This is a genomic window from Paenibacillus sp. J22P51 (assembly GCF_059692215.1).
This window is the reverse complement of sequence record NZ_JCAUAZ010000002.1, coordinates 342,810-366,263: the sequence shown is the minus strand read 5'-3', so window position 1 is coordinate 366,263 and position 23,454 is coordinate 342,810. Positions and strand designations below refer to the sequence as shown.

Sequence of the window (23,454 nt, the reverse complement as noted above, 5' to 3'; positions counted from 1 at the left end):
TTTGAAACTTAACCTTTTACGGATCCTAGCATGGCTCCTTGCACAAAATATTTTTGCACAAATGGGTAAATGATAAGCACGGGCAAGATGGCAACGAAGACACATGCGTATTTAATATTTTCTGTCATGGTAGCCAGCCCCGCTTCTGCTGCGCCCATTGATGATGATTGTGCCGCCATATCTCCCGAAATGACGATATTACGCAAAAGGATTTGCAACGGGTACAGTTCTTTATCATTTAAGTAAATTAGTGCAGGGAAGAAGCTGTTCCAGTGAGCTACCGCGTAAAAAAGAAACATTGTGGCCATTACAGGCAAAGAAAGTGGCAGTACAATTTTGATGAAAACTCGAAATTCTCCGGCGCCGTCCATGATCGCAGACTCGTGCAGTGCTTCTGGAATATCTTCAAAAAATGTTCTCATAAGGATCATATTGAAAACATTGATCGCAGTCGGAATTAATATGGCCCAAACCGTATTGACCATTCCTAACGCATGAACCACCATATAACGCGGGATGAGACCACCGTCGAAGAACATGGTGAACACAACAAACAAAGCAAGAAATGAACGCCCATACATATGCTTTCGCGACAAAGGATATGCGCAAAGAGCCGTCAACGCCAAATTAATAAGCACACCACCGGCCGTATATAAAAAGGTATTGGCGTAGGAGCGTATAATGGCAGGATCATTAAGAATGACATTATATGCTTTAAAATTAATACCTACAGGTCGCCAAAATACTTCACCGCTGCTAGTCGATGACCCGGAGCTAATCGATATGATTCCCATATAATAAAGCGGATACAGGGTGATAAAGATCATAGCCAGCATAAAAATTATATTAATCGTATCGAAATAAGAAAACTTACGACTTTGCATCTTAATCCCCTCCGCTAGAACAATCTTGATCCATTTATTTTTTTGGCGATTTCATTCGCTGATATAACGAGCGCAAAAGCTAATATAGATTGGAAAATACCTACAGCCGCTGCAAAGCTAAAGTCGCTGTCAATCAACCCTCGACGATAAACAAAGGTTTGAATAACATCTGCAGTTTCATACGTGGGACCACTGTACAATAATATAATTTTCTCAAATCCGACCGAAAGCATTTTACCCACAGTCAAAAGCAGCATAATCGTGACAACGGTTGAAATCCCAGGCAGTGTAATATGCAGCAATTTGTGCCAGCGATTTGCCCCATCCATCGTCGCCGCCTCATACTGTTGCGGATCGATAGCGGTCAATGCCGCCAAAAAAATAATGGAGTTCCAACCAAGATGTTGCCAAACTTCAGATCCGACATAAATGGTTCGAAACCATTGCGGCATGGACATGAATGTCTTCGGTTCCCCGCCAAAAATCTTAATCACTTCATTAATGAGACCATCGATGGAGAGGAAGTTAACCAGCATACCTACGACCACAACGGTAGACAGAAAGTGCGGAACATATGTGACGCTTTGAACAAACCTTTTGAAAAACTTTTGTTGCAGCTCGTTTAACAATAAAGCGAACACGAGAGAAGATGGGAAATAAAAAATGAGTGAATAGAGGTTGATAAGTAATGTATTTTTAACCACTTGCCAAAAATACGGATCCGTTAGAAATTGGCGGAAATACTTCGTCCCTGCCCACGGGCTATGAAAGAAACCCTTGACGATCGAATAATCTTCAAATGCCATCAAATTCCCAACCATAGGTGCATAGTGAAAAATAACAAAATAGGCAAACGGTAATAGAAACATAAGATACAGTGGCATGCTCTTGCGAATATTTTTTTTAATCTCAACAACTGGTGTATTTTTTTTAATCTCAACAATTGGTGTCAAATATCTCCACTCCTTTCGGGAAAATAAAGGGACAGGCTGCTCAGTGTATCTTAGCAACCTGCCCTCTCACTGCATGAACTTCTATCTTTACTTCACGCGGGCTAAGGCATCGTTGTAGATTTTGACGATATCATCTGAACCTTTTGCTTTGAGTTGACTTACGAAGTTATCCCAATCTTTGAGTGCACCGTCTGTCACAATAAATTTATCCATGTTTTGAGCTAGGTGAGCGTCAAGCTGTGTACGGATTTGTTTCAACTTCTCACGCTCTTCTTTTGTAAATGGAGGGTCGTTAACGAATTGAACATTTTCGCCTGCAGCCAATGCTTTCGATGCTTTATTGTTCCAATCTGACCATTCCTTGGAGTTAAAAGGTAATAAAGCATGATCGTCATTATCCACACCAAGTCCCAGGTAGCCAGTGCCGTATTCAGATTGCAACGCATAAATTGCGCTTGGCTGTCTGTCTTTATACTTATTGATAACAGCGTCAGTCAATTTGTAATCGCCATTCTCGCCAGTGAAATCTTCACCTTTGTTACCGAAGTTTGTAACCTCAATTCCCTCTGGGGAGTAGAACCAGTCCATGAATTTAACAACTTCTTCAGGATTCTTTACTTTCGCATTAATGACATACGATTCCGACAAGTGACCAAGTGCATAGATCAGGTTACGCTTTGTACCGTTCGGCGATGCCATGGTATCCAACATATCAAACTTAGCATTTGGATCCTTCTTTTGCAGATTAATATTAAACGTGCCAGCGAAACCATTATTATCTTGGAAATAGAAGGATTTGCCTGCGTTTAGCTTTTCTTGCCAAATTTGCGATGTAGCCGTAGCATAATCAGGATCAAGAAGCTTATCTTTGTAAAGTTTATTCAAGAATGTGATAGCCTCTTTAAACTCTGGCATAGCAGGACCGAATTTGTATTTTTTCTCTTTTGGCTCGTAGTATACTTTCGTTCCGTTAAAGGTTGTGTATCCGCTTCCAAACGCGAATGTAATTGGATTAATTAGATTTTCTGTTCCTGTAAGTCCATTTGCAGCACGAGCAGCAAACGGATAGGAGTCTGGATTCGCTTCTTTCATTTTCTTCATTACTTGATGCAATTCATCATACGTAGTTGGCTTTTTCAAACCTAGCTTATCAAGCACATCCGTACGGACCATCGAAAGCTGGCCGCCAACCCCCTGCCAATTCGCTACAAGAGGGAATCCATAAAGCTTACCGTCAATTTTGTTTTTGTTGATCTCTGGCTGCTGGGCAATGACTTTCTTCAGATTTGGCATTTTGTCCAAATAAGGAGTCAAATCAAGGAATGTTCCAGTGTCAGCAAAGTTCTGAATATCATCCTGTTTGACCAACATCACATCAGGCAGGGTATTCGTTGCAATCAACGTCTTCTTTTTATCATCGTAGTTACTTTGTGGGACACTTTGAAGATTTAGTTTTACATTTTTACGCTTTGCAATTTCCTGGACGGCTTTTGAATTGGACACGATCGCTTGCGATGCGTGTTCGTACCTCATCCAAGTCAACGAAAGTGGTTGGGCAGATGCCGCCGGCGTGCTTGCCGCACCAGCAGTAGTTGCCGGAGTTGCCGTATTATCCGTTGAACTGCTTCCACAACCGCTAAGCACACTTGATAGTACTAATAATGAACCAGTTACTGCCATAATCCCCTTTTTTGATTTCATCGAATAAATCCTCCCATGTAATTGGTTTGGTTTTGTTTGGTTTCCTTACACACCGATCATAGCACACCATTTTCGAGCATTTGAATATCCAAATTGGCGTTTAAAGCACCGTTTATCCGCTATTCGGACCTTGATTCATTTCTCCGCTATGATGCAAAAAGTCATAATGGACACCCCCTGGTAGCCTAGAGTCAGTTTTACTTAAATCGTCTGTACCAAATGATACAAGAAGACCGCCCCCAGCTTGGGAAGCGGTCTTCTTCTCTAATATTATTTTTATACCGATCTTCGGCATGGTAGCTACAAGCAGTTTACCACTTTCATGTTCGGCTACTTGCTGCTAGCATTACCTGGCACAACAACGACTCTCGTTGTTGCAACAAAGCCGCCGTCCAGCGTTGTCGCAGTAATTTCCGCTTTCCCTTTACTTACACCTGTAACCAGACCCGTTAACTCATTTACCATGGCAATATTGGAGTCACTGGAACTCCACAAAATTGTTTTATTGCTTGCATTGGCAGGAGATACGGTTGCAACAAGTCGTTCAGAGTTGCCTATGCCTATTGCGACATTTTCCTTTTCAAGCTCCACTTTTTGCGCTGCAATCGCTGCCGGATCAACGTACAGATAGACTCTCAATGGTGCTTTGAAGGACGGCAGCATATCGCTTGTTACACCCTGCGGAAGCTTGGTCTCATCAACAACGCCAGTAAGGTTGCTAATTAAAGAATTAAGTTTGTAATTCGTCTTAATAGCTGCAACATCCCAATTCACCGGCAAATCAACGGAAGGAAGCACACCGTTCGCTGCCCCTGGTTTATAGGAGGTATATGCTTTAATTGTAGACGGGAACAGGGCTTTTATCGCACTATCGGATGCCGTACTGATATTGAAGGATGCAGGAACTGCAATTTCACGATCGAAGCTTTCATACTCTCTGATAATGTTTACAGTATCACCTTGCTTGATCCAGTCCTCGGTAATTCTTGCGAAGGCAATATTTTTATAGCTGGACAAGGGTTTATTATTGGCGTCCTTATCAAGCGACGAGTAAAACCGGCTGAAACTGATCAAGATTTCCCCATTATCTGCTTGAGTGATAGCAGGGTAATGGTAGCTTCCCGTACTGCTTCTTGTATCCAGGGCTAGATGTCTTCTGTATTTCCACGTTTTTCCTTCATCGTCTGAAAGGGCGACAGCCAACGTGTTCCGGCCCGATTCCGTATCTACATGAACAAATGCCCAATTACCATTCTTCAGCTGCAGAAGGTCGTGCCCTACACCTGGATCCTGCAGTTCAGGTACGTCCTTGACCGTTGACCATGTCAATCCTTTGTCTTTAGATTCGGAAGCCACCACACGATAAGGTCTTGGACCGTTGTCACGCATATAAGCAACAATCGTACCGTCTTTCTTTTGAGCCATCGTGGCCTGAATGTTGGCAACACCTACAATAGGCTCACTCATCTCCCAACGAACTGAGTTATCCTCAAGAGGTTTGGAAGGATCATACTCTGTAAATGCCATTATACTTATTTCTACTGCATCTGAATACAAAGGCAGAATCAAACGAACTTTACCGTTGCCAAGAGCTACCTCATACGGCTTATCTTTGGTTTGCCAACCGAAACGACGGGCATACGGGTAACCTGAACGATCTTGATAAATGACGTCCGCAACGGTCGGAGCGTACAGATATTTCGTTGGGTCGCCGCCAATGAGCTGCATAGTCTGTGTGACTAGTCCATCAAAACTAGCTTCATTCGCTTTACGGCTCATACCAGCTCCGCCTTCTGCAACTGGTTTGAACAAATACGTTTTTTGCTCATCAAGCTTGGCTTTTACTGTTTTTACGAAACTTTTTGCCAACTCTGGGCGCCCTACAATAGGTGCTGAGGCCCAAGGAGGTTTTGCTTGCCCAGCTCTTTCATCGTACGAAATACTTATGTAGTCGTCCGGACTATCTGGATTGACTACACCGCCAATGTTTTTACCAATTTTAATATTAACATTTTCAGAGAATGTCCAGTCGGGCTTGCTATTCCCAACATTTTCAAATTCATAACTGCCTTTTTCGGCATAAGCATACCTTGGTTGGGAAGATTCCCATTTGCCTGCCAATACAGGGTACCAGAAAAACCAGAGACGGTCGCCGGAATCCACGTAGACGACAGGATTGATATCAGCAATATCTTGGGCATCGGTCATTACAAATGGTGTATTCCATGTTTTTCCGCCATCCGCTGAACGGGCTCCCATAATGCGTGTCGTAGTCGCATCTCGTTCGCCATTTCCTTGAAACCATACACACAACAACTCTCCGCTTGGCAATTCTACAATGCTGGAGCCGTGTACGTGGTCTCCTGTAGCACCGTTATCCTTGACTGGATTGAAAATGCTAACAGCTTTATCCGTATAGTTAAATGTTCCCGTAGGAGCAGCCAAGGCAGCTGGCAATATACTTGTTACGGAGATCGCTGCACAAACAGTTAGTGTAGTTAGTAACTTGAATTTCCTTTTCATCTACATTACTCCTTTCATTGGCTACCTTATTTAACTTCAATGATGCATTTATAAATGGTTCCGTATTTGTTGCTTACAGCCGTTATCATTGCAGTTCCTGCTTTAACTGCAGTCACGAGCCCGGTCGTAGTATTAATAGTAGCTACAGCAGGCGTGTCGGAAGTCAAAGTAAGTGTATCGATGTTCGCAGTTGATGTGTCTCCGCCTATTGTTAGGTCGTACTTGAGTGTTGTAGTATCTCCTACGTTCAGTCCAATAGTCGGTAAAGTTACATCCACAGTAGTAGGCAATTGATCAGCGCCGTAAGTTACTGACATGACCGAATTAACTAATGTTCCAATTTCGCTGCTCGCGATTTTTGAGAAGCCAATCGATGCTAGACCAGGTTGTTTATACGTGTAGTTAAACAACGCGTTCCCATTATGATCAACGACAACCGATGGATATTCATAGGTCTCTCCATTATTCATACCATCTTTAATCATGATTTGCTTCCAAGTTTTTCCTTCATCGGAAGACTGCAATAATGTGAATGAGCTTCTATTTCCGTCTTGTTGAGGCTTGACTACACCGCGCGCGGTTTCTTGATTTGTAGCTATCAACCAGTCGCCATTTGGAAGCTTGGAAAGTTCAAAACCGCCATCGTTTTTCAAATTCGGATCGACTTTCGGAACACTCCACGTTTCTCCCTTATCGGTTGACTCAGAGTATGTCGTATGCCATGCCATGCGTCCGTTTCTGCCATCTAACTTTCCGCTTCTAAAATAACCGCGAATCGTACCATCAGCCATTTCAATCAGCGAGCCTTGAATCGTACCTGATCCAACAATGGCGTCACTGAATTTCCAGGTAATGCCGCGATCGTCGGTATACGCGCAAACGGAATTTGATAACGAATCTGAATATAACGGTAAAATTAATCTGGTTTTGCCATTTCCAAGTGATACTTCAATTGGTTTATTTTTGGTTTGCCATCCAAGTCTGCGGTACATGGCTCCAAAAGCAGCAACGTTATTATCCGCACCAGCAGCGCGCTCTATTGAATTTTTAATCGCTGGCGGCTCATATTTGGAATAACCACCACTACCGTTCGGTGTAAAGACTCCATTGGTAAGCAGATTGATAATTTCATTCGTTCTACCCGCATATATATCGTCGTAAGGCTTCGCTGAGTTCAAATATGAAAGGTACTGATCATATTTATTTCTCATCGAGACAACGAAGCTGTCTGTAATATAACGCGTATCACTAGGATTAAATTTTGAAGTTACGGGTACATATTTTGACGGGTCCAAATAATTTGAGGCACCTACTGTAGTACTTACTTGACTTGGCAGTACATGCTTAATTTCAGAACCTTTGATATTATAGTTCGCCGTTCCGCCGGAGAACGATGTCGCTCTGCCTACCATTGGATCCCCAACATTGGTGTACAATGGCTGTGGGAAGTGCCACTTCGCATTTCTGCCATTGCGAGAGTCATACTCATAGCTGCCCTTATCGGCATACATAAACTTAGTTTGAGTAGATACCCATTGTCCATTGTAAATGACGCCGTAGAACAACCATAGTCTTTCTTGGCTATCTACGAAAAGAACCGGGTTGTTATCAGGGAAATCCCATGTATCATAAACGACAAATGGTTGTGTCCAAGTTACCCCACCATCTTTAGAGCGAGCACCGAGTAGTTTAGTTTGATTCCCATCTCTTTCTCCAGCTCCACTAAACCATACGGAGAATAGTGTGTGATCCGGCAGTTCCACCATCGTGGAACCGTGATTGGCAATGTTGTCGAATGGCATCATTTTAGAATGAGTAATGCCTTCCGGGGCTGCTGCATCCGCAACTACAGAACCAAACATACTAAAAGCTAAACTTAGAGACAATAAGAGGCTTAAACGTTTCATCTTCTTCAAACTGGGTCACGTCCTTTCATATTGTTAATAAAAAGTACCCTGTAATGCTTGCTTTCATGAATGTGAATACGTTTACATAACAATCAGTGAATCGCCATTCTCCCCTATTTTGATTTCATCGAATAAGTCCTCCTATGTAATTGATTTTCTAACACGAGGATCATAGCACACCATTTTTGAGCATTTGAATATCCAATATGGTTTCAAAAGCACCGTATTTCCGCTATTTAGACCTTGATTCATTTCTCCGCTATGATGCAAAAAGCCATATTGCATGTCACTCATGCAGATGGGGAAGCATTACACTCGTTGCTGCGTGTTGGTTATGTTTTAAGGAGAAGTGGTCATTGACACAAGAAGACCGCCCCAACTAGGGTGGCGGTCTTCTTACCGGATATGATTAGTTAACTTTTTCAATTTTGTCCTCATGCCATCTTGTAAATCTAACTTCTCTTTTACAGCATCATGTAGTGCTGTACGGTAACCAGAGGAGCAACAGTCAATTGTCTGGATTAACTGTAAAAACTCCATCTATTTTCGCCAAATAGGTCCGAAATAGCAAATTAACTGGAAAACCTACAGTTAATATCTCCGAAATCAGCCATAACAGCGAATTGGGGTGAAATTAACTGGAGCAAATCCAGTTAATTTATCACATGAGCGATAAGTGAAAGAATTAGCTGTAGTTTATACAGTTAACTTGATGGAGAGGGGGAATAGGGGTGGTAAGCGGCGTAAATATCCGTCCGAAATCAATTCGGCTACCATCTCAGCCATCTCGACCAATGACTTAGATCTAAATAATCACCTGCAATATGATCGGCTCCCGCTTTCAATAGCCGTTCCTCTTTAATTGGATCGATCCCTTCACGTTTAATCTCATCGCTGGCTAATCCAATGGTCAGTGCATCTTTCTCTTTCCCTAACCGGATTTCCACCTTCCCATCACCGATTACTGCCAACTCGCCTCCCGTAAATCCTTTCACTTCAAGCAAATCCTTGATTACCTTTTCCTTGGAGCAGTCAGTCCGACCGACAGGTGCCCCCGCTATTTCTTTGAAAAATTGCCGAACTCCAAGTACTTCCGCCTCATGAAGGACGTCTGGATGGTCAGTCCCACTTGCAACGTACATTTCAATTTGTCGATTCTGAAGCTCCATTAGAAAATGGATGGCCCCCTTCATCAAAAAATGATCTGCACTTAGCTCACCTTGTTGCAGCTTACGAATGCGATCATTTACCTGCTCGAGCAGCCGACGGTTATATTCGGCTTTGAAATCCCAGGCGTTCCAACCGACTCGATTCCAACCTCTGTTCCGTACTTGCTCAGCAAGCCATTCCATTTGAAGCACAGTTTGGATGCCAGCAGATTGCAGAATATACGCATCGATTTCCGCTTCTAATTTTTTCTCCTCTTCCTCATTTAGCGTATGGGGTCCAAGGATACTTTCTTTCATAAATGGAGCCATGATATATTCCCAGCCCGCTCGCAGAGTGGACAGCGTTCCGTCGAAGTCGAACAATACAGCCCGAACTGCAGGTCTTGTCTTCGTGTTCATCCTGATTCCTCCTTTTTGATTCTATAAATCATTAAGTCTCCGTACATATCGCTCCATGCCTGTGGAGAATTTCATCTGGACTTGCCGTTCCAGTCATCCCCAGCTTTTTTAATACAACTGCCGTACTGAGATGCGCAAAGGTAATCGCAATAGGTCCATGTAAACCCAAAGCGAGAACACAGAGTAGGGAAGCGGCGAAGCAATCCCCAGCCCCAACAATATCAATCGGTGAATCGACGCGTATGGTCGGAACGTGAATATATTCTTCATGGTCAAACCAAATCGCCCCATGTTCTCCAAGCGTCATACAGCAGGGGGCGCCATTCTTCTCGGAAAGTCTCTTACCAGCTTCAATCCAATCGTCCCACGTAGATGTAGACAAATCGTCCTCGGGACGATGCCAATTTAAACTTTCCACTTCATTTGGCTTGACAATCACTTCTTCAAAGAGTCCGATTCGATCCCGGCTGTCTACGACAATTAATTTGCCACGCCGTGCCCAATCTGTTAACCTTTTACGAACTTCCGAAGCAATAATGCCGCACTTAAATTGGTCATTCACAACTACAGCATCAGACGATTCCATTATCAGATCAATTTGTTTAAGCAGTTTTTCCATTTGACTATCGGTCAAGGAAGTCATGTTTACGAAATCAATCCTGGCATCTTCTTGTTTCGCGTTCTGGAGCCCCCATCGAATGGGTTTGCAATATGCAGGTGTGATCCAGTTGTCTTCGACAAGCATGAAGGTATCCTTGATCCCAGCCTCAACAAACAAATCACGCAACATATTTCCTCGCCAATCTGGTCCAATGACAGAGCAGATCGATACCTCTTGACAGCCAAGAGCCTTCAGATTGATGGCCACATTACCTGCCGCTCCCGGCGAAAAGATTTCCTGTACAATGGGCAAGGGATGATGTGGCGTCTCTCTTGAGAGCTCACTTTTGGTCATATCAGCGTGCCAATAGATATCCACACATGCGTCTCCAATTACTCCGATCTTCAATTTTGAGATATCAGTCAATATGGTGTTCAACATTTCGCGAGAGAGCGGCTCCCTCATAGATTGGTAAGCATATTCATTCACATTTTGCATCAAAGCAGCCCCCTGATCACTCAATTGTAATCCTTTTTATTTTTTTCCAAATAGCCGGAATGGTTACTTGATGAAGCCCTTCAAAATGAAAACCTTTGCCTCCCAAGCTTGTCGGTCGGTGAATGATATTTTTACGCGGTCGATAGTAATAATCCCACTCCTCGTAGCCAACCTTCTTGTGATAATTGCCTAAGCGAACGATATCAAAATTTGCCGTTGTTAGCTGTTGTACGGGATTCCCAAGATTTCTCGCTATGGATAAGGCTTTCAGGAACACTTCGGGTCCCGTTACGGTCGAACCGAAATTGATGAACACGCCCCCTTCGAGATTCGCTACACTGTGACAATAAGACTGAAAATCGAGTCCACTCGCAAGTCCTTGATCCGCAAAGTTTCCGTCAGGATGAAGTTGGATATCATCTGTTCCAATTGTGATATGGCATGTATAGGGGATTTTTGCTGCCATACAGGTCCCCATCAGGCTTAATGAAAGATAAGGGAAATCATCCAGATGCTTCGACGCATAGTGAATGACACTCTCTCCATAGCCCAAACCTAATTTCCTTCCTTCCGCCAAGGCCCTGTGAATCATCTGTCCTGGCTCCTGCCACATCCCTCTTCGGCCAGTCACAAGCGAGCCATCCTCTATTTCTTCGGTATGTCCGAAAGCGGCTAACTCTAGATCCTGAAACAATGCGGCCCCATTTAAGGCGAGGTGAGTAATTGCTCCTATGCGGATTAAATCGTTCAAGTAGGATGTGATTCCACTACCGACTGCATGCCCTCCAAGAGATACTAAAACATGCTTACTTTGACTTGCGGCCTGAATCCATCTCGACACGAATTCATCGAACCCTTCCGACGTCCATTCGGGAACTTCCGTTTTCCCTGGAATCTGAATCGCATCCACCCTCAGCTTGCTCCTTCTTTCCTGAATTGGAAACAGCCGAACGCTTTGCAGATTACATGCATTGACATTCTGTTGCATAGCGGAAGGAGAAAACTCGATGCCCAATTCCCGTTTTCTCTTAAGTATTTCTTGAAAAAAATGTGGGATCGTTGCCTGATGAAGTCCGTGAAACAAGTAACCGTTTCCGCCAATCTCACTTAATTGATCCATAAAAATTCGGCGCGGTCGGTAATAATAATCCGGATCTGAAACCGCCGGAATTACACGGCCGGATACGGGTACGATGTCAAAGTTGGCAGCAGTAATGTTATCCATTTTTAGTCCAACATTCCTAGACAGGCTTAATGCTTTAAGAAAGATTTCAGGGCCGGAGATCGCGGAGCCGAAATTAAGAAATACGCCGCCTTCGTTCATCTGGCTAACCGATCTGCACATGGATTCAAAATCTCTGCCGCTCGCGGTTCCGAGCGCTTCGAAATCGACGATCGGATGCTGATGAATAATATCAGTTCCAATGGATATATGGCATGTATACGGCACACCATAGCGCTGGCATTGAACAAAGACACAATCGTCATAATGCGGGAACCGTTCTGCATGTGCGGATAAATAGTCGAATAAACTTTCACCATATCCGAGTCCTTTGGCAACCCCCTGCCCAATCGCCTCATTCATATAGCGACCCGTTTCTTCCCACATTCCGAAAGAGCCGTCTTCGATTGATTTGGCCACGTCCTCTGACGTTTCCCCAATGAAAGCCAGTTCAAAATCATGGATGCTTGTCGCCCCATTTCCCGAAACATGGGTAATAATCCCTTCCTTTACCAGCTCAATAACATAGCGAGACAACCCGTTTTTGATAACATGCGCGCCCATCGACCAAATGACAGGCTTCCCTTGTTTTCTCATCAAAAGCACCTGATCCACCAAATCATAAAAAGCTTCAGGTACTTTCCAATCAACAGGTTGGTCTTCATTTGGCCTCGCCATGTTTTTGATTGTGACGAGGTTGGTTCTGGTCTTTACCGAATTCGTCTTGATTCTTTCAAATGTGAGTTTCGGCGTCTGGTATGCCATAAAGCGATGCCTCCATATTCAATGATGAATTACCGTTGCACAAAAACACTAGAAGCCCGGGCTTGCAGAGAGGCAAGTACCGGGCTTACCTATTCATTTCCACGCCTCCGCATTTACCAGAAATTTCGGACGCTGCCCCTGCAGACCCTGCAGCAGATTCTCTGCCGTAAGGAATGCCATCTTCATCCGAGTTGTGATGCTGGCGCTGCCGATATGCGGCAGCGTGACCACGTTCGGCAGCGTAAGCAACGGATGGTTCGTCTGGACGGGCTCCTCTTCGAACACATCGAGACCCGCCGCCCAGATCGTTCCATCGCGCAAAGCCTCGTACAGGTCCACTTCGTTCACGATACCGCCTCGCGCAACATTGATGAGAACGGCACTCTTTTTCATCCGCTGCAGTTGCTCCATGCGGATCATGTTCGCCGTCTTCGGCGTATACGGCATCAGCAACAGCACAAAATCGGAAACTTCAAGTAATTGGTTCAGCTCTGCATATTCGAGCCCGTAGATCTGTTCCGCCTCTGGCTTCCTATTGCGGTTATGGTACAGCACCTTCATGTCAAAGCCGCGTGCGCGCCGGGCGACCGCTTCACCGATCCGTCCCATACCAATGATACCGAGCGTTGCGCCATTCACTTCTTGTCCGGTGAGGAGCATGGGTGACCACGTCTTCCACTCGCCTTTTCGCAATAAATCGGATGCTTCCACAAGCCGGCGAGCCGTCGCAAGCAGCAGCGCGAACGCCAAATCCGCTGTTGTTTCTGTCAGAACCTCCGGCGTATTCGTCACCAGAATCCCCCGCCGATTCGCTTCGGCGATATCGATATGGTTGTAGCCGACTGCCATCGTGCTGATCACCTTTAGCCTTGGGGCAAGAGCCATAAGGGATTGATCGATTTTGTCAGTGATCAGACAGTAGAGGCCGTTCGCCTCCACTATATGCTCTTCCAGGAAAGCTCTGGACGCTGGTTCATCTTCCCGAGGCCACATGATCAGTTCGCATATTTCCTGCAAAACGGCAAGAGCGTTCTCGGGTACTTTTCGGGTTATTAGTACTTTCGGCTTCATAACGATGCTCCTTCCTCATGGTTTTGTTCCCTTTGCAAGCTCATCTGTCAACTGATAGACATAGGCAATTAATTCATCCGCAATCCGCTCATGGCATTGGTCAAACGGCAAGATCGGCTCTCTTACGAGAGGGGTATCGTAAATCCCTTGCTTGTATAAGAGTCGTTTAAAAAAGTGGATCGAGACGTCCAGATGCTGGTTCGCGAACGCCAAAACAGGCAGCAGCCGATAAAATAACCTGACAGCCTCCGCTCTCTTCCCCTCCATGTACAATCTGTATATCGTGATATACACTTCATGCATACCTGTAGGCATAAAGGCATGAATCCCACGGTCCAAACCCTCAATAAACTGGGTCACGGCCCATCCTCCGGCGACATGCAAGCCGCCGCCTGTCGCCTCCAGGACCTGACTGTACTTTACCCCCGCCGGAACCACCTCGATTTTATAGCTGCGGAACGCCTCAACCTTACGGAACAGCTTGGCGATTAGCGGCACAGGCACACCGAAACCAGAAGGATCCCAGTCCTGCAGCATCAGAAATCCAGGATTGATATCAGCAATCTCCCGTACATCCCGCTCGTATTGCCGGTCATCCTGATACGGAATATTCACCAGAATTCCAGCACAACCAAGTCCGATGAATTGTTCTGTGTACTTCAACCTTTCAACAGAAGAAGCCGCTGTTGCTCCTCCGATGACAGGAACACGTCCGGATGATTCTTCCACCACAACCCGGGTCATGCGCAGCCTTTCCTCTGGTGTCAGTTGATGCAGTTCCGCAGCCAGACCGGGCACGAGAAAGCCCGCTACTCCCGCGTCCATAGCCGATCGGACATTTCGCCGCAGCGAAGCTTCGTCCAGCTCATTCTGTATGGTGAACGGTGTGTTCAAAACCGTAATAATGCCGCGCATTGTTAAAGGATCCACAGTTGCCTCACTCCTTGCCTTCACGATGTTCTCACTACTCCCTGCTTCATTACCCATACCTCATTAATGTATGGACCTACTCCCGATTCCTCATTGACCCAGACGATCTCCATTTTGCCATCCGGAATCATATCTGGGGTAACCAGATATTCATCCAGTAAGCCTCGATACTTCACTTGCACATCATCGACATACTTCCCATTGACCAGCATCCGAACCCGGCCGCCCCACAGCCCCATCACCTTAATCACATACGATGCATGTCGATCCAGATCATTGTAGGTCACCTTGATCGGTGCCGAGTAATAGGAATTCAGATACGTGACCCAGGCTAGTGGAGGACTGGTTAATCCTGGTAAAATGCGATGCAGCGCTTCCCTGCATACCCTTGTATAGGTGGTCGTTGATGAGGTAGTTAAAGCTGCTTGCAGAAGAGCTGGATTATGCCTTAGCAGCGCTGTGTTCAAGAAGCCCGGATCGTCGGCCCACGAATGAGCAAATTCAACTCTCGATAAAGAGTGATTGAGAGCAAAATTATCGTAAAAGCCTCCTATTCCGGGATTAGTTCGGTTAATAATGCTGTCATTAAGAGCGGATAATCGCTCTTGTTCATCTGGCATTTGTGTGATGATGGTAAATGAATTTTTAAGAAACGCCATATCGTTCAGCGGCAGATCGATGCCATCCATAAACGCTCCGCGGATCACTCCGATGGCTTTATGCTTTTCCACCGTTAGCTGAGCTCCAATATGGTCGAACAGCCGGTCTGCCAGCTCGTCGCACTTCAATTTAATATCCATGCATACCGGTTCGGTAACTTTCTTATCCAGTATTTGTTCTGCAAGCTCCATGGCTTTTAATGTGCCGAGTTCAGCGGCTTGAGCCAAAATATCCTTGGCCTTACACTCAAGCTCGGTTTCATGAATCCATCTTCTTTGGATGTAAGCATCATAGTTCGCTCTCAGTAAGCCCTGCTCGAATCTGTAATTGTTCCTTACTTTGTCGTCTGCCACCGCTTCCATGGCCAGCCATTGCTTTAAAGTGACTGGAATTTGGTGGCTTGTCGCCACGGGCCCGTCGAAGTTACGTTCCAGCGCTAGCAAGCCTTGGCTAACCCCATCTTCAAATTCTGGACCGATAAAGAACCTCGCGTACTCTTTTAACGTATCGAGCACAGGCGTATCTGGGTACCAATCCTGACCGCTCCATACAAATTTATTCACGTCATCGTTGATGCCCTCGGAGTAGCTTAATGAGCCGACAATTCCATCGTGCTTCGTTGAGTTATGGATGTGCTTTTGAGCCACTGGCCTCGGGTTAATACATTCTCTAGAAAGCGTCATCGCAAACGCCGTATCCCAGTTCGCTATAGGATATTGGCAGCTAAGGCTGTGAGTAATATCAGGATAGCTCCGTATGGCTATACGTTCAGGAACAAGCTTTCTAAGCTCAGGCAAGGAGTGTTTTTCCCACGGGCCAAAGACAACCCCAGAGAGCCATTCTGGTTCTTTACGCACATTCTCAAAAAAAACATTCAGCCACTCATCCGTCGGATTGAAGGCCTGCGGGGAAACCCATAGTTTGGCGTGGGGATGATGCTTATGCAGCACCTCCGCTTGCATCGTCATAAAATCGAATAAGTCCTGCGCACCTAACGCACCAGGATCTCCGCCAGGCACAAAGACATGATCCACTCTTTTCATTGAACCAAAAATCTCATCTCGCTCTGCCAATTGCAGCTTCAGGTATTCGGGCTTCATAAACTCCTCATCACTGCCAGAAGCAGGATACCAATTATCTTCGGATCCCATATTTGGATACCAAATCCAGACATCCAAGTCCATAGCGTCGCATACTTCCGATACATGCTGCATCATAAACAGAGGATCATATTTCATCAGCGGGCCGGTTCGATCGTCATCCGTGATCGGCGGCATAATTTCAATACTGTTGGCTCCAAACAGGGCAAGCTCTCGGATGTACTGTGAATAAATTTCAGGTGTCCATGCGTCATATGCATTGGTTTTGGGTCTGTATCCAAGCTGATGCCCTCTTAAAGGAAAATGCGGCGTTTCAGAAAGACTGATCGTGGAAGGAGCCTTAATGCCGGCTTCCGTCAGGTACATGATTCGGAGCAGCTTTCCTACGCCATACAGCACACCTCTATCATCAGCGCCTTCTACCGTAATCGTAAACCTGCCCTCTTGATTCGTGGATATTCTGAATCCCTCAGGACCAGGCGCTTTCTCAGCTTGTTGGTTTACATATTTCACGGTAATCATCGGCTGAGAATCCGCAGGTGGCGTATCCAGCACGGGGATTCGAATTCCTGTTCGTTTTTCAATTTCTTCAACCATCATATTTACAGCGGTCATTCCTCTAACCGGCATAGATTTCGACGCGTAAATGCTGGCGTCGGAAATATCGATCACTTGTACCCCGTTGCATACGGTTTGGCTCATCATGCCTCTCTCCTTTTCTGCACTTGGCAATCGCTCTATCCCATCGTGCCATTAAATGAAGCACGCTGAATTTCAGTTAACCGCGGAGTCGCATGTAAAGAAGGATGATCATTCGATCGGTCCCCTGCTCTCATTAACCAAACCTCAGCGGCATAAGGGCCTACCCGATCCGGAGCTGTGCTCCATGATAGGAGAAGCCGACCGTCTATAATCGCCTCACGGGGAACGAAATACGCCTGCTGCAGGATTGGCACGCTCACACGGAAACCCTCAGCAAGAACATACCGATCATTGGCAATCAGCTGCATCGGTCCGCTGCGCGCGGTCATAAATCCGCTGTAGGTCACCTTCAGGATGTAATTTGATGTACTGTCCAGATGCTCGTATTTCAGCGTAAGCGGGGCTTTATAGAACGAAGTCAGCTGTGTCAGCCAGGCCAGCGGAACCGGGCCGATTTCCCGTTTCCTTTCCTCGGTGAGATGAAGGAAGTGCACGCAATAGGCAGTAAACACCGAATCCTCAAAAGCCGGATCTTCTTCCCGGCTCCGTCTCATGACCACGCGGTCCCAGCTTGAGGCGGAACCCAAATTATCGTAATAACCGCCAGGGCCGGGATCCGTTCGACGTATCGCTTTGTTGATGACCTCCAATCGAGTACACTCCTCTGTCAATTGCCGGGCTTGATCGAGCTGGGCTAGCAGCCACTCAGCATTATTGAGCGGTTGGTCAATATCATCCATGAATGCCCCGCGATCCCAAGCGATCGCCTGATACTTGCCGACGGACGATTGAGCACCAATCAAGTGAAATAGACGCTCTGCGATTTCTTCGCAGGCTTGGCGCTGCTTTGCTGCAACTGGTACGGTAAGGCGTAGAATCGATTCCGCTTCGGCCAAAGCGGGCAATGCGCCCGTCCTGGGGGCGGCCTCCAGAGCGGAGACAGCCCGCAGCTCCAGATCGGTTTCGTGCAGAAGGCGCCGCCGAATATAGGCATCATAGTTTGCGCGCAGCAATCCCATTTGGAATCGGTAATTGTCCCTTACGGCAGCCCCTGCGGTGTCCTCGATGTCCTGCCACTGTGTGAGCGTAGCTTCTACGCCATTGTTTGCAATAAGCGGCCCCGTCCAATTGCGTTCCAACGCCATGATAGCACCGGCCAGCGCTTCCGTGTAATCACTTCCAATGAAGAAACGCGCATACTCACGAAGCGTGACGGCCACCTCCGTGGTTGGATCCCAGTCTTGAGCACCCCAAATGAACTTGTTTACATCATCATAGATGCCTTCTGAATAGGTGAGGCTACCGGTCGTATAGGCGCAGATTTGGTTATGGATCTGTTTCATGGCCACCGGTCGGGGATTGATACTTTCACGCCCGTGCGTCATGGCCAACGCGAGATCCCACTCCCGAATTGGAAACTGGGCGGCGAAATTATGCGTGATATCCGGGTAATTGCGTATCGGAATGGCCTCATCGAGCATCTCCCGCATTTCGTACAGCGACTTTCGGACCCATGGTCCATGCGCTACACCACCGAGCCATTCCGGCTTGCGATTTACCCCGTCCATAAACCCGTTTACCCACTCATCCGTAGGCTGGGGGTGCTGGGGCGAGAACCATAGTTTGGCCTGGGGATGATATTTCCTTAATAAACCGGCAATCTGTTCCGTCCATCTAAAAAATTCATCCAGCTTGATATGTCCCGGATCGCCGCTAGGAATTAAAATATGGTCAATTCTTGGTAGCTTGCGGAATATTTCTTCCCGTTCTGCCAATTCGAATTCAATGGTTTCAGGATCGCTATAATCGGTCCCCATATTCGGATACCAGATCCATACATCAAGACCATAGGAATCGATGATTTCAGACAGTTGGATCATCATCTCCAGAGCAGGCACCTTCATATGAATGCCTGTGGCCTCATCATCCGTACGAGGCGGCACAATCTCGATACTGTTGGACCCAAATATGGCCAATTCGCGGATGTACTGCTCGAACTGACCAACCGACCATGCATCGTAGGCATTTGTTTTGGGACGGTAGCCGAGCTGATGACCTCGCAGCTTCATGGCAGGGGTGCTGGAAATGTGCAGCTTCGAATCCAGCAGAATCCGACCCTGCGTCAATTGCAGCTCGCGCAGCAGCTTGCCCACACCGAACAGCACACCGCGCGCGTCGGCGCCCAGAACCCATACAGCTGGCGGCTCGCCCGCTTGTGTCTCCACAGCAATGCGGAATCCTTCTGCCCCCGGACAGGGCAGCTCGCCCAGCAGCTCCAAGTATGGAAGTTTGGACTTTATTAAATCTTCAAGCGAGGTACCGGATCCGACGATAATTCTGGGGACTTGGAAATGCGTGGTCGTACTGTGATCAGTAGGCAGGGTGATTCCGGTTCGCTTCTCGATTTCCTCGAGCAATACATTAATAGCTTTGTTCTCATGAGCCGATGCACTTGTTGAACGTATGATTACAGCGCTTGTGAGATCAATCGATTGCAAAGATGACGTCATGTTTGAACACTCCTTGCCGCCGGATACGATGGATCCGGCAAGTTAAAGCCCCCTCAAATCACATCATCCTTCATGTGAATTGGAGGGAGCCTGTTAGATATCGTGCTTGAGCATTTTCGCTTAAAGAGCCTTGGCCATAGTATTGTTGCTCGGGATAATCCAGACCTCCGAGACGTTCAACCGTTTAAATCCGCTGATCCTTTTGAAAGTGAGGGTCAGCGTACCGCTGATCAATGCCTCCTGCGGAATCGGTGATTCGATTAACGTGCACTGCCCTTCTTTCACAAGTACATTCTCATGAATCGTGCATTCGCCATTCGCTGTCAATGTCACCCGGTAATCTCTGTCCCCGAAGGTATCCCCAATGTAATTGACCTTGACGAAATAGGAGCAAGCAGGATCCAGATGCTCATAGCTAAGCGAAAGCTGGGTATCCGCAAGTGTATTGGCATGTCGGACAGCGGCAAATGGCGGGATATTGCCCGCTGATATCGTCCGTTCATTTTGCAGCAAATAAATGGCGGGGGCCATTCTCGGCGACTCGAGATATCCCGGATCGAGCTCCCAACCCTTCGCTTTTTGAACCCGCTGCCAGCCCTGATACGAGCCCAAATTGTCGTAAAAACCTCCGGGTCCCGGATTGGTACGGTGGATCAGTTGATGAACTGCTTCCAGACGCTCCGCTTCACTATCTAATTTCAAAATAGTGGAAAACTGCGATGTCAGCCACATCGCATCGTTCAGCGGGAAATCGATGGCGTCCATAAACGCCCCCCGGCCTAAAGCGATCGCATGATGCTTTATCACCGAGAGCTGTGCACCGATATTCTTGAACAGCTCGTCGGCCAATTCCCAGCAGCGTGAACGGTATTGTGCAGCCACCGGTGCATCGGTCGCCTTTCGCAAGACGGCCTTCGCAAGTTCTATCGTTGCCACAGTTCCCATAGTCGAGGCAGCTTTCAGCCAATCCATGGCTTCTTTCTCCAGCTCCGTTTCATAAATCAACCGCCTTCTAATATACGCGTCGTAGTAGGCGCGAAGCAGCCCCATTTGGAAACGGTAATTGTTAGCTACCTCTGGAGGTGCAGACTGCTCCATCTGCTGCCATTGACGCAGAGTATCATCGACCGTTTCGTTAGCAATCAGAGGGCCTTCCCAGTTCCGTTCCAAAGCCAACAGCCCTTGAGCAACGCCCTCCGTATAATCGTCTCCGATAAATAGCCGGGCAAAATCGCGCAGCGTTTCAATTACCGGGGTCCGCGAGTCCCAGTCCTGGTCGCTCCAGATAAATTTATTGACGTCGTCATTGATGCCCTCGGAATACGATATATTACCGACAGCATAGGACTCCAGCAGGTTGTGAATATGCTTTTGGGCAAGCGGTCTCGGGTTAATACTTTCACGGCCTAGCGTCAAGGCATAGGCAAGGTCCCATTCCTGCGCAGGATACTGGCAATGGAAATTATGCGTAATGTCTTCATAACGGCGGATCGGATACTGGTCGGGTACGATTCGGCGTAGATCCGGCAGGGTAATATCTACGTGCGGACCGAACACAATTCCGCCAAGCCACTCAGGTTCCAACAGAACATTAGCGAGAAATCCTTCCAGCCATCGCTTCGATTCGTGAGACATCACCTGCGGGGAAAGCCATAGCTTAGCCTGTGGGTGATATTTCCGCAGCAGTCCAGCGACTTGCTCTGACCAATCAAACAATAGGTCGGGCTCGAGATCCCCGGGATCGCTCCCCGGAATGAACACCGCATCAATATGCGGTACTTTGCTGAAAATCTCTTCTCGCTCCGCAAGCTCGGCTTGAACCGTTTCTGGATTAGCATAATTGTCCGCCATATTCGGGTACCAAACCCAGGTGTCCAGACCGTACGAATGAATGATTTCTGATAAACGGATCATCATCTCCGTCGGATCGACTTTCATCAGCGGACCGGTCGGGTCATCGTCCGTGCGCGGAGGCATAATTTCGATGCTGTTGGCACCGAATAAAGCAAGTTCGCGAATGTACTGCTCGAACTGCTCAACCGACCACGCGTCGTATGCGTTCGTCTTAGGCCTGTAGCCCAGCTGGTGTCCTCTGCATAATTGCTGAGGCGTACTCGAGATCGATAGATTGGCATCTACCAAGATCGATTGACGCTTCAGTTTTGCTTTTCTAAGAAATTTGCCGATGCCGTACAATAATCCCCGCTCATCCTCGCCAACGATCAGTACAACCGGCTTATCCTCTTGCTGCCCCAGCAAACGGTAGCCCTCTTTGCCGGGAGCTTCCAATTGCTGCAGAGCAGCAGCAAACTCCTGGATGTGTTCGTTAAGCGACTGACGGGTTCCCGCGACAATGACCGGGTTGCTTCCTTCCGGCCGCTTATTTGTAACCGACAGCGTAATGCCCGTCCGTTTCTCCACTTCTTCAACCAAAACAGTAATCGCTTTCGCTTCAACTGCACTTGACCCATTGGGAATCAGCACCATAGCGTCCGATAAGTTCCAGACAGCGGTATTCTGAATAACAGATTGTTGATTGCGGCTCATTTGGTCCCTCCTGTTTCGTTTTCACATGAATGACTAAATATGAATTCTGTTTTGGGCACTGTGTGCCGCATCGCCTAGCGCCTGTTTAATTTCATGAAGCTCGCGCGTCATATTGTCCACAAATGCTGTCATATCGGAGGCCTGGATAAACATGTTCATGCCCAGTTTCCCCCACTCGATCTCCTGATCCACACCGAAAAAGTAATGGATTCCAGCTGTGACGCCTGCGGCTCTCGCTTTGCGGATGATCGTCTCGATAGCCTGCACGAATAGCGGGTGCCGATACTGCTCGGGAACACCTAAGCTGCAGGACAGATCGTGCGGCCCGATCAGCACGCCGTCCAGTCCCGGTACGGCTAATATATCGTCCAATGCATCTAACGCGGGCTTGCTTTCGATGTTCACAATCAATATATTTTCCCGGTTAAATTCCTGTAAATATTCAGCGAGCTCCGGCTCCGGTGTCTCACTGCCTTCCATAATTCGCTGCAGCTTCTGCCCCTTAAGCGGCCTCAGTTTAACAGCACCTCTCAGCGCTTGAACCTGCTCCACGGTTTCCACATAAGGCGCGACGATACCAGCTGCGCCGGCATCCATGGCAATGCTTGCCTGATGCGGATCGGGGTAAGGGATGCGAACGATCGGAGCGATCTGGAGTGCTGCGTACGTCCGGCACATCCATGAAAGCTGATCACGGTCCATGGACATGTGCTCCGTATCCAAAAAAACGAAATCCAGACCGAGTTTCTTTACTTCCGCTGGCCAGCGGGGAGACGTTGAAATAATCAACGTCCCGTAAATGCGGCCTCCTTCATTCATCTGAGTTAAAAGTTCCCGACTGTTCATAGTTCACCTCGTCAAATTTTTACTTTGAATACCGCTTTTTTCACCGTCTGAGAGCCTTCGGCTGGAGAGAGGCAAGGCATGTGGGCATCGTCGGGATAAAAAATCGTGAAACAGCCCGCCTTTACATCCACAAAATCCCCATCTCCGACCAACACCTTATAGTCCTTTTCATCCAGGTGATCTTCCGTTACCGTTAAGTGGCCAGCATACGCCACTCCCATTCGTTCTGTCCCCTGAAGCATAACCTGGATGTCGATATGGCTTCGATGCGCTTCCCAGAAGCCCTGATCGTTCGCTCTTGTCTCATAGCTTTGAAGAAGTAGAAACAACTCAGAGCCCTGAATTTCGTATTTGCCAGGCTCCATCTCGAGTACGTTATTGCTGCTCAAATAATCGAAGGCAGCAGCAAATTTCTCATTTAAACCGGTGTATAGTGCAGCATTTCGAATATGATCGTAGATCATGG

General features: G+C 47.1%; 15 protein-coding genes. All 15 read right to left on the bottom strand.

Annotated elements, in window-relative coordinates; all coding sequences use genetic code 11:
• Window positions 1–8: 8 nt before the first annotated feature.
• The 15 genes from AC58QC_RS06325 to AC58QC_RS06255 all read right to left on the bottom strand — a co-directional run bounded on the left by AC58QC_RS06325 (window position 9) and on the right by AC58QC_RS06255 (window position 23,452).
• Window positions 9–884 carry a carbohydrate ABC transporter permease gene (locus AC58QC_RS06325; RefSeq protein WP_497414345.1) on the bottom strand — a complete coding sequence of 292 codons (876 nt, stop codon included), beginning with the start codon at window positions 882–884 and terminating at the stop codon, window positions 9–11.
• 14 nt (window positions 885–898) lie between these two features.
• A complete protein-coding gene (locus tag AC58QC_RS06320; RefSeq protein WP_497414344.1) occupies window positions 899–1,837 on the bottom strand; it encodes an ABC transporter permease in 939 nt (312 codons plus the stop codon).
• 87 nt (window positions 1,838–1,924) lie between these two features.
• On the bottom strand, window positions 1,925–3,538 hold the full coding sequence (locus tag AC58QC_RS06315; protein WP_497414343.1) for an extracellular solute-binding protein: 1,614 nt from the start codon (window positions 3,536–3,538) through the stop codon (window positions 1,925–1,927).
• Window positions 3,539–3,868: 330 nt separating this feature from the next.
• Entirely contained in the window at window positions 3,869–6,061 is a 2,193-nt protein-coding gene (locus AC58QC_RS06310; RefSeq protein WP_497414342.1) for an exo-alpha-sialidase, read from the bottom strand.
• A gap of 26 nt (window positions 6,062–6,087) precedes the next feature.
• Window positions 6,088–7,968 (bottom strand): exo-alpha-sialidase, encoded by a 1,881-nt coding sequence (locus tag AC58QC_RS06305; protein ID WP_497414678.1) that lies wholly within the window; start codon window positions 7,966–7,968, stop codon window positions 6,088–6,090.
• Between the two features lie 770 nt (window positions 7,969–8,738).
• Window positions 8,739–9,536 (bottom strand): HAD family hydrolase, encoded by a 798-nt coding sequence (locus AC58QC_RS06300; RefSeq protein WP_497414341.1) that lies wholly within the window; start codon window positions 9,534–9,536, stop codon window positions 8,739–8,741.
• Window positions 9,537–9,567: 31 nt separating this feature from the next.
• Complete coding sequence (locus AC58QC_RS06295; RefSeq protein ID WP_497414340.1) at window positions 9,568–10,635, bottom strand: bifunctional heptose 7-phosphate kinase/heptose 1-phosphate adenyltransferase; 1,068 nt, start codon at window positions 10,633–10,635, stop codon at window positions 9,568–9,570.
• Window positions 10,636–10,651: 16 nt separating this feature from the next.
• Window positions 10,652–12,622 (bottom strand): GSU2086 family protein, encoded by a 1,971-nt coding sequence (locus tag AC58QC_RS06290; RefSeq protein ID WP_497414339.1) that lies wholly within the window; start codon window positions 12,620–12,622, stop codon window positions 10,652–10,654.
• 93 nt (window positions 12,623–12,715) lie between these two features.
• Entirely contained in the window at window positions 12,716–13,693 is a 978-nt protein-coding gene (locus AC58QC_RS06285) for a 2-hydroxyacid dehydrogenase (RefSeq protein ID WP_497414338.1), read from the bottom strand.
• A 15-nt stretch (window positions 13,694–13,708) separates the two neighbouring features.
• Window positions 13,709–14,623 (bottom strand): dihydrodipicolinate synthase family protein, encoded by a 915-nt coding sequence (locus AC58QC_RS06280; protein ID WP_497414337.1) that lies wholly within the window; start codon window positions 14,621–14,623, stop codon window positions 13,709–13,711.
• Window positions 14,624–14,643: 20 nt separating this feature from the next.
• Complete coding sequence (locus AC58QC_RS06275) at window positions 14,644–17,085, bottom strand: hypothetical protein (protein WP_497414336.1); 2,442 nt, start codon at window positions 17,083–17,085, stop codon at window positions 14,644–14,646.
• 35 nt (window positions 17,086–17,120) lie between these two features.
• Entirely contained in the window at window positions 17,121–19,595 is a 2,475-nt protein-coding gene (locus AC58QC_RS06270; RefSeq protein WP_497414335.1) for a hypothetical protein, read from the bottom strand.
• 120 nt (window positions 19,596–19,715) lie between these two features.
• Window positions 19,716–22,142, bottom strand: coding sequence for an alpha-glucuronidase family glycosyl hydrolase (locus AC58QC_RS06265; protein ID WP_497414334.1), 2,427 nt, complete (start codon window positions 22,140–22,142; stop codon window positions 19,716–19,718).
• Between the two features lie 33 nt (window positions 22,143–22,175).
• The gene (locus AC58QC_RS06260; protein WP_497414333.1) at window positions 22,176–22,988 is read right to left on the bottom strand and encodes an HpcH/HpaI aldolase family protein; all 813 of its coding nucleotides are present in this window, start codon (window positions 22,986–22,988) and stop codon (window positions 22,176–22,178) included.
• Between the two features lie 11 nt (window positions 22,989–22,999).
• Window positions 23,000–23,452 carry a NanQ anomerase/TabA/YiaL family protein gene (locus AC58QC_RS06255; RefSeq protein WP_497414332.1) on the bottom strand — a complete coding sequence of 151 codons (453 nt, stop codon included), beginning with the start codon at window positions 23,450–23,452 and terminating at the stop codon, window positions 23,000–23,002.
• Window positions 23,453–23,454: the final 2 nt, after the last annotated feature.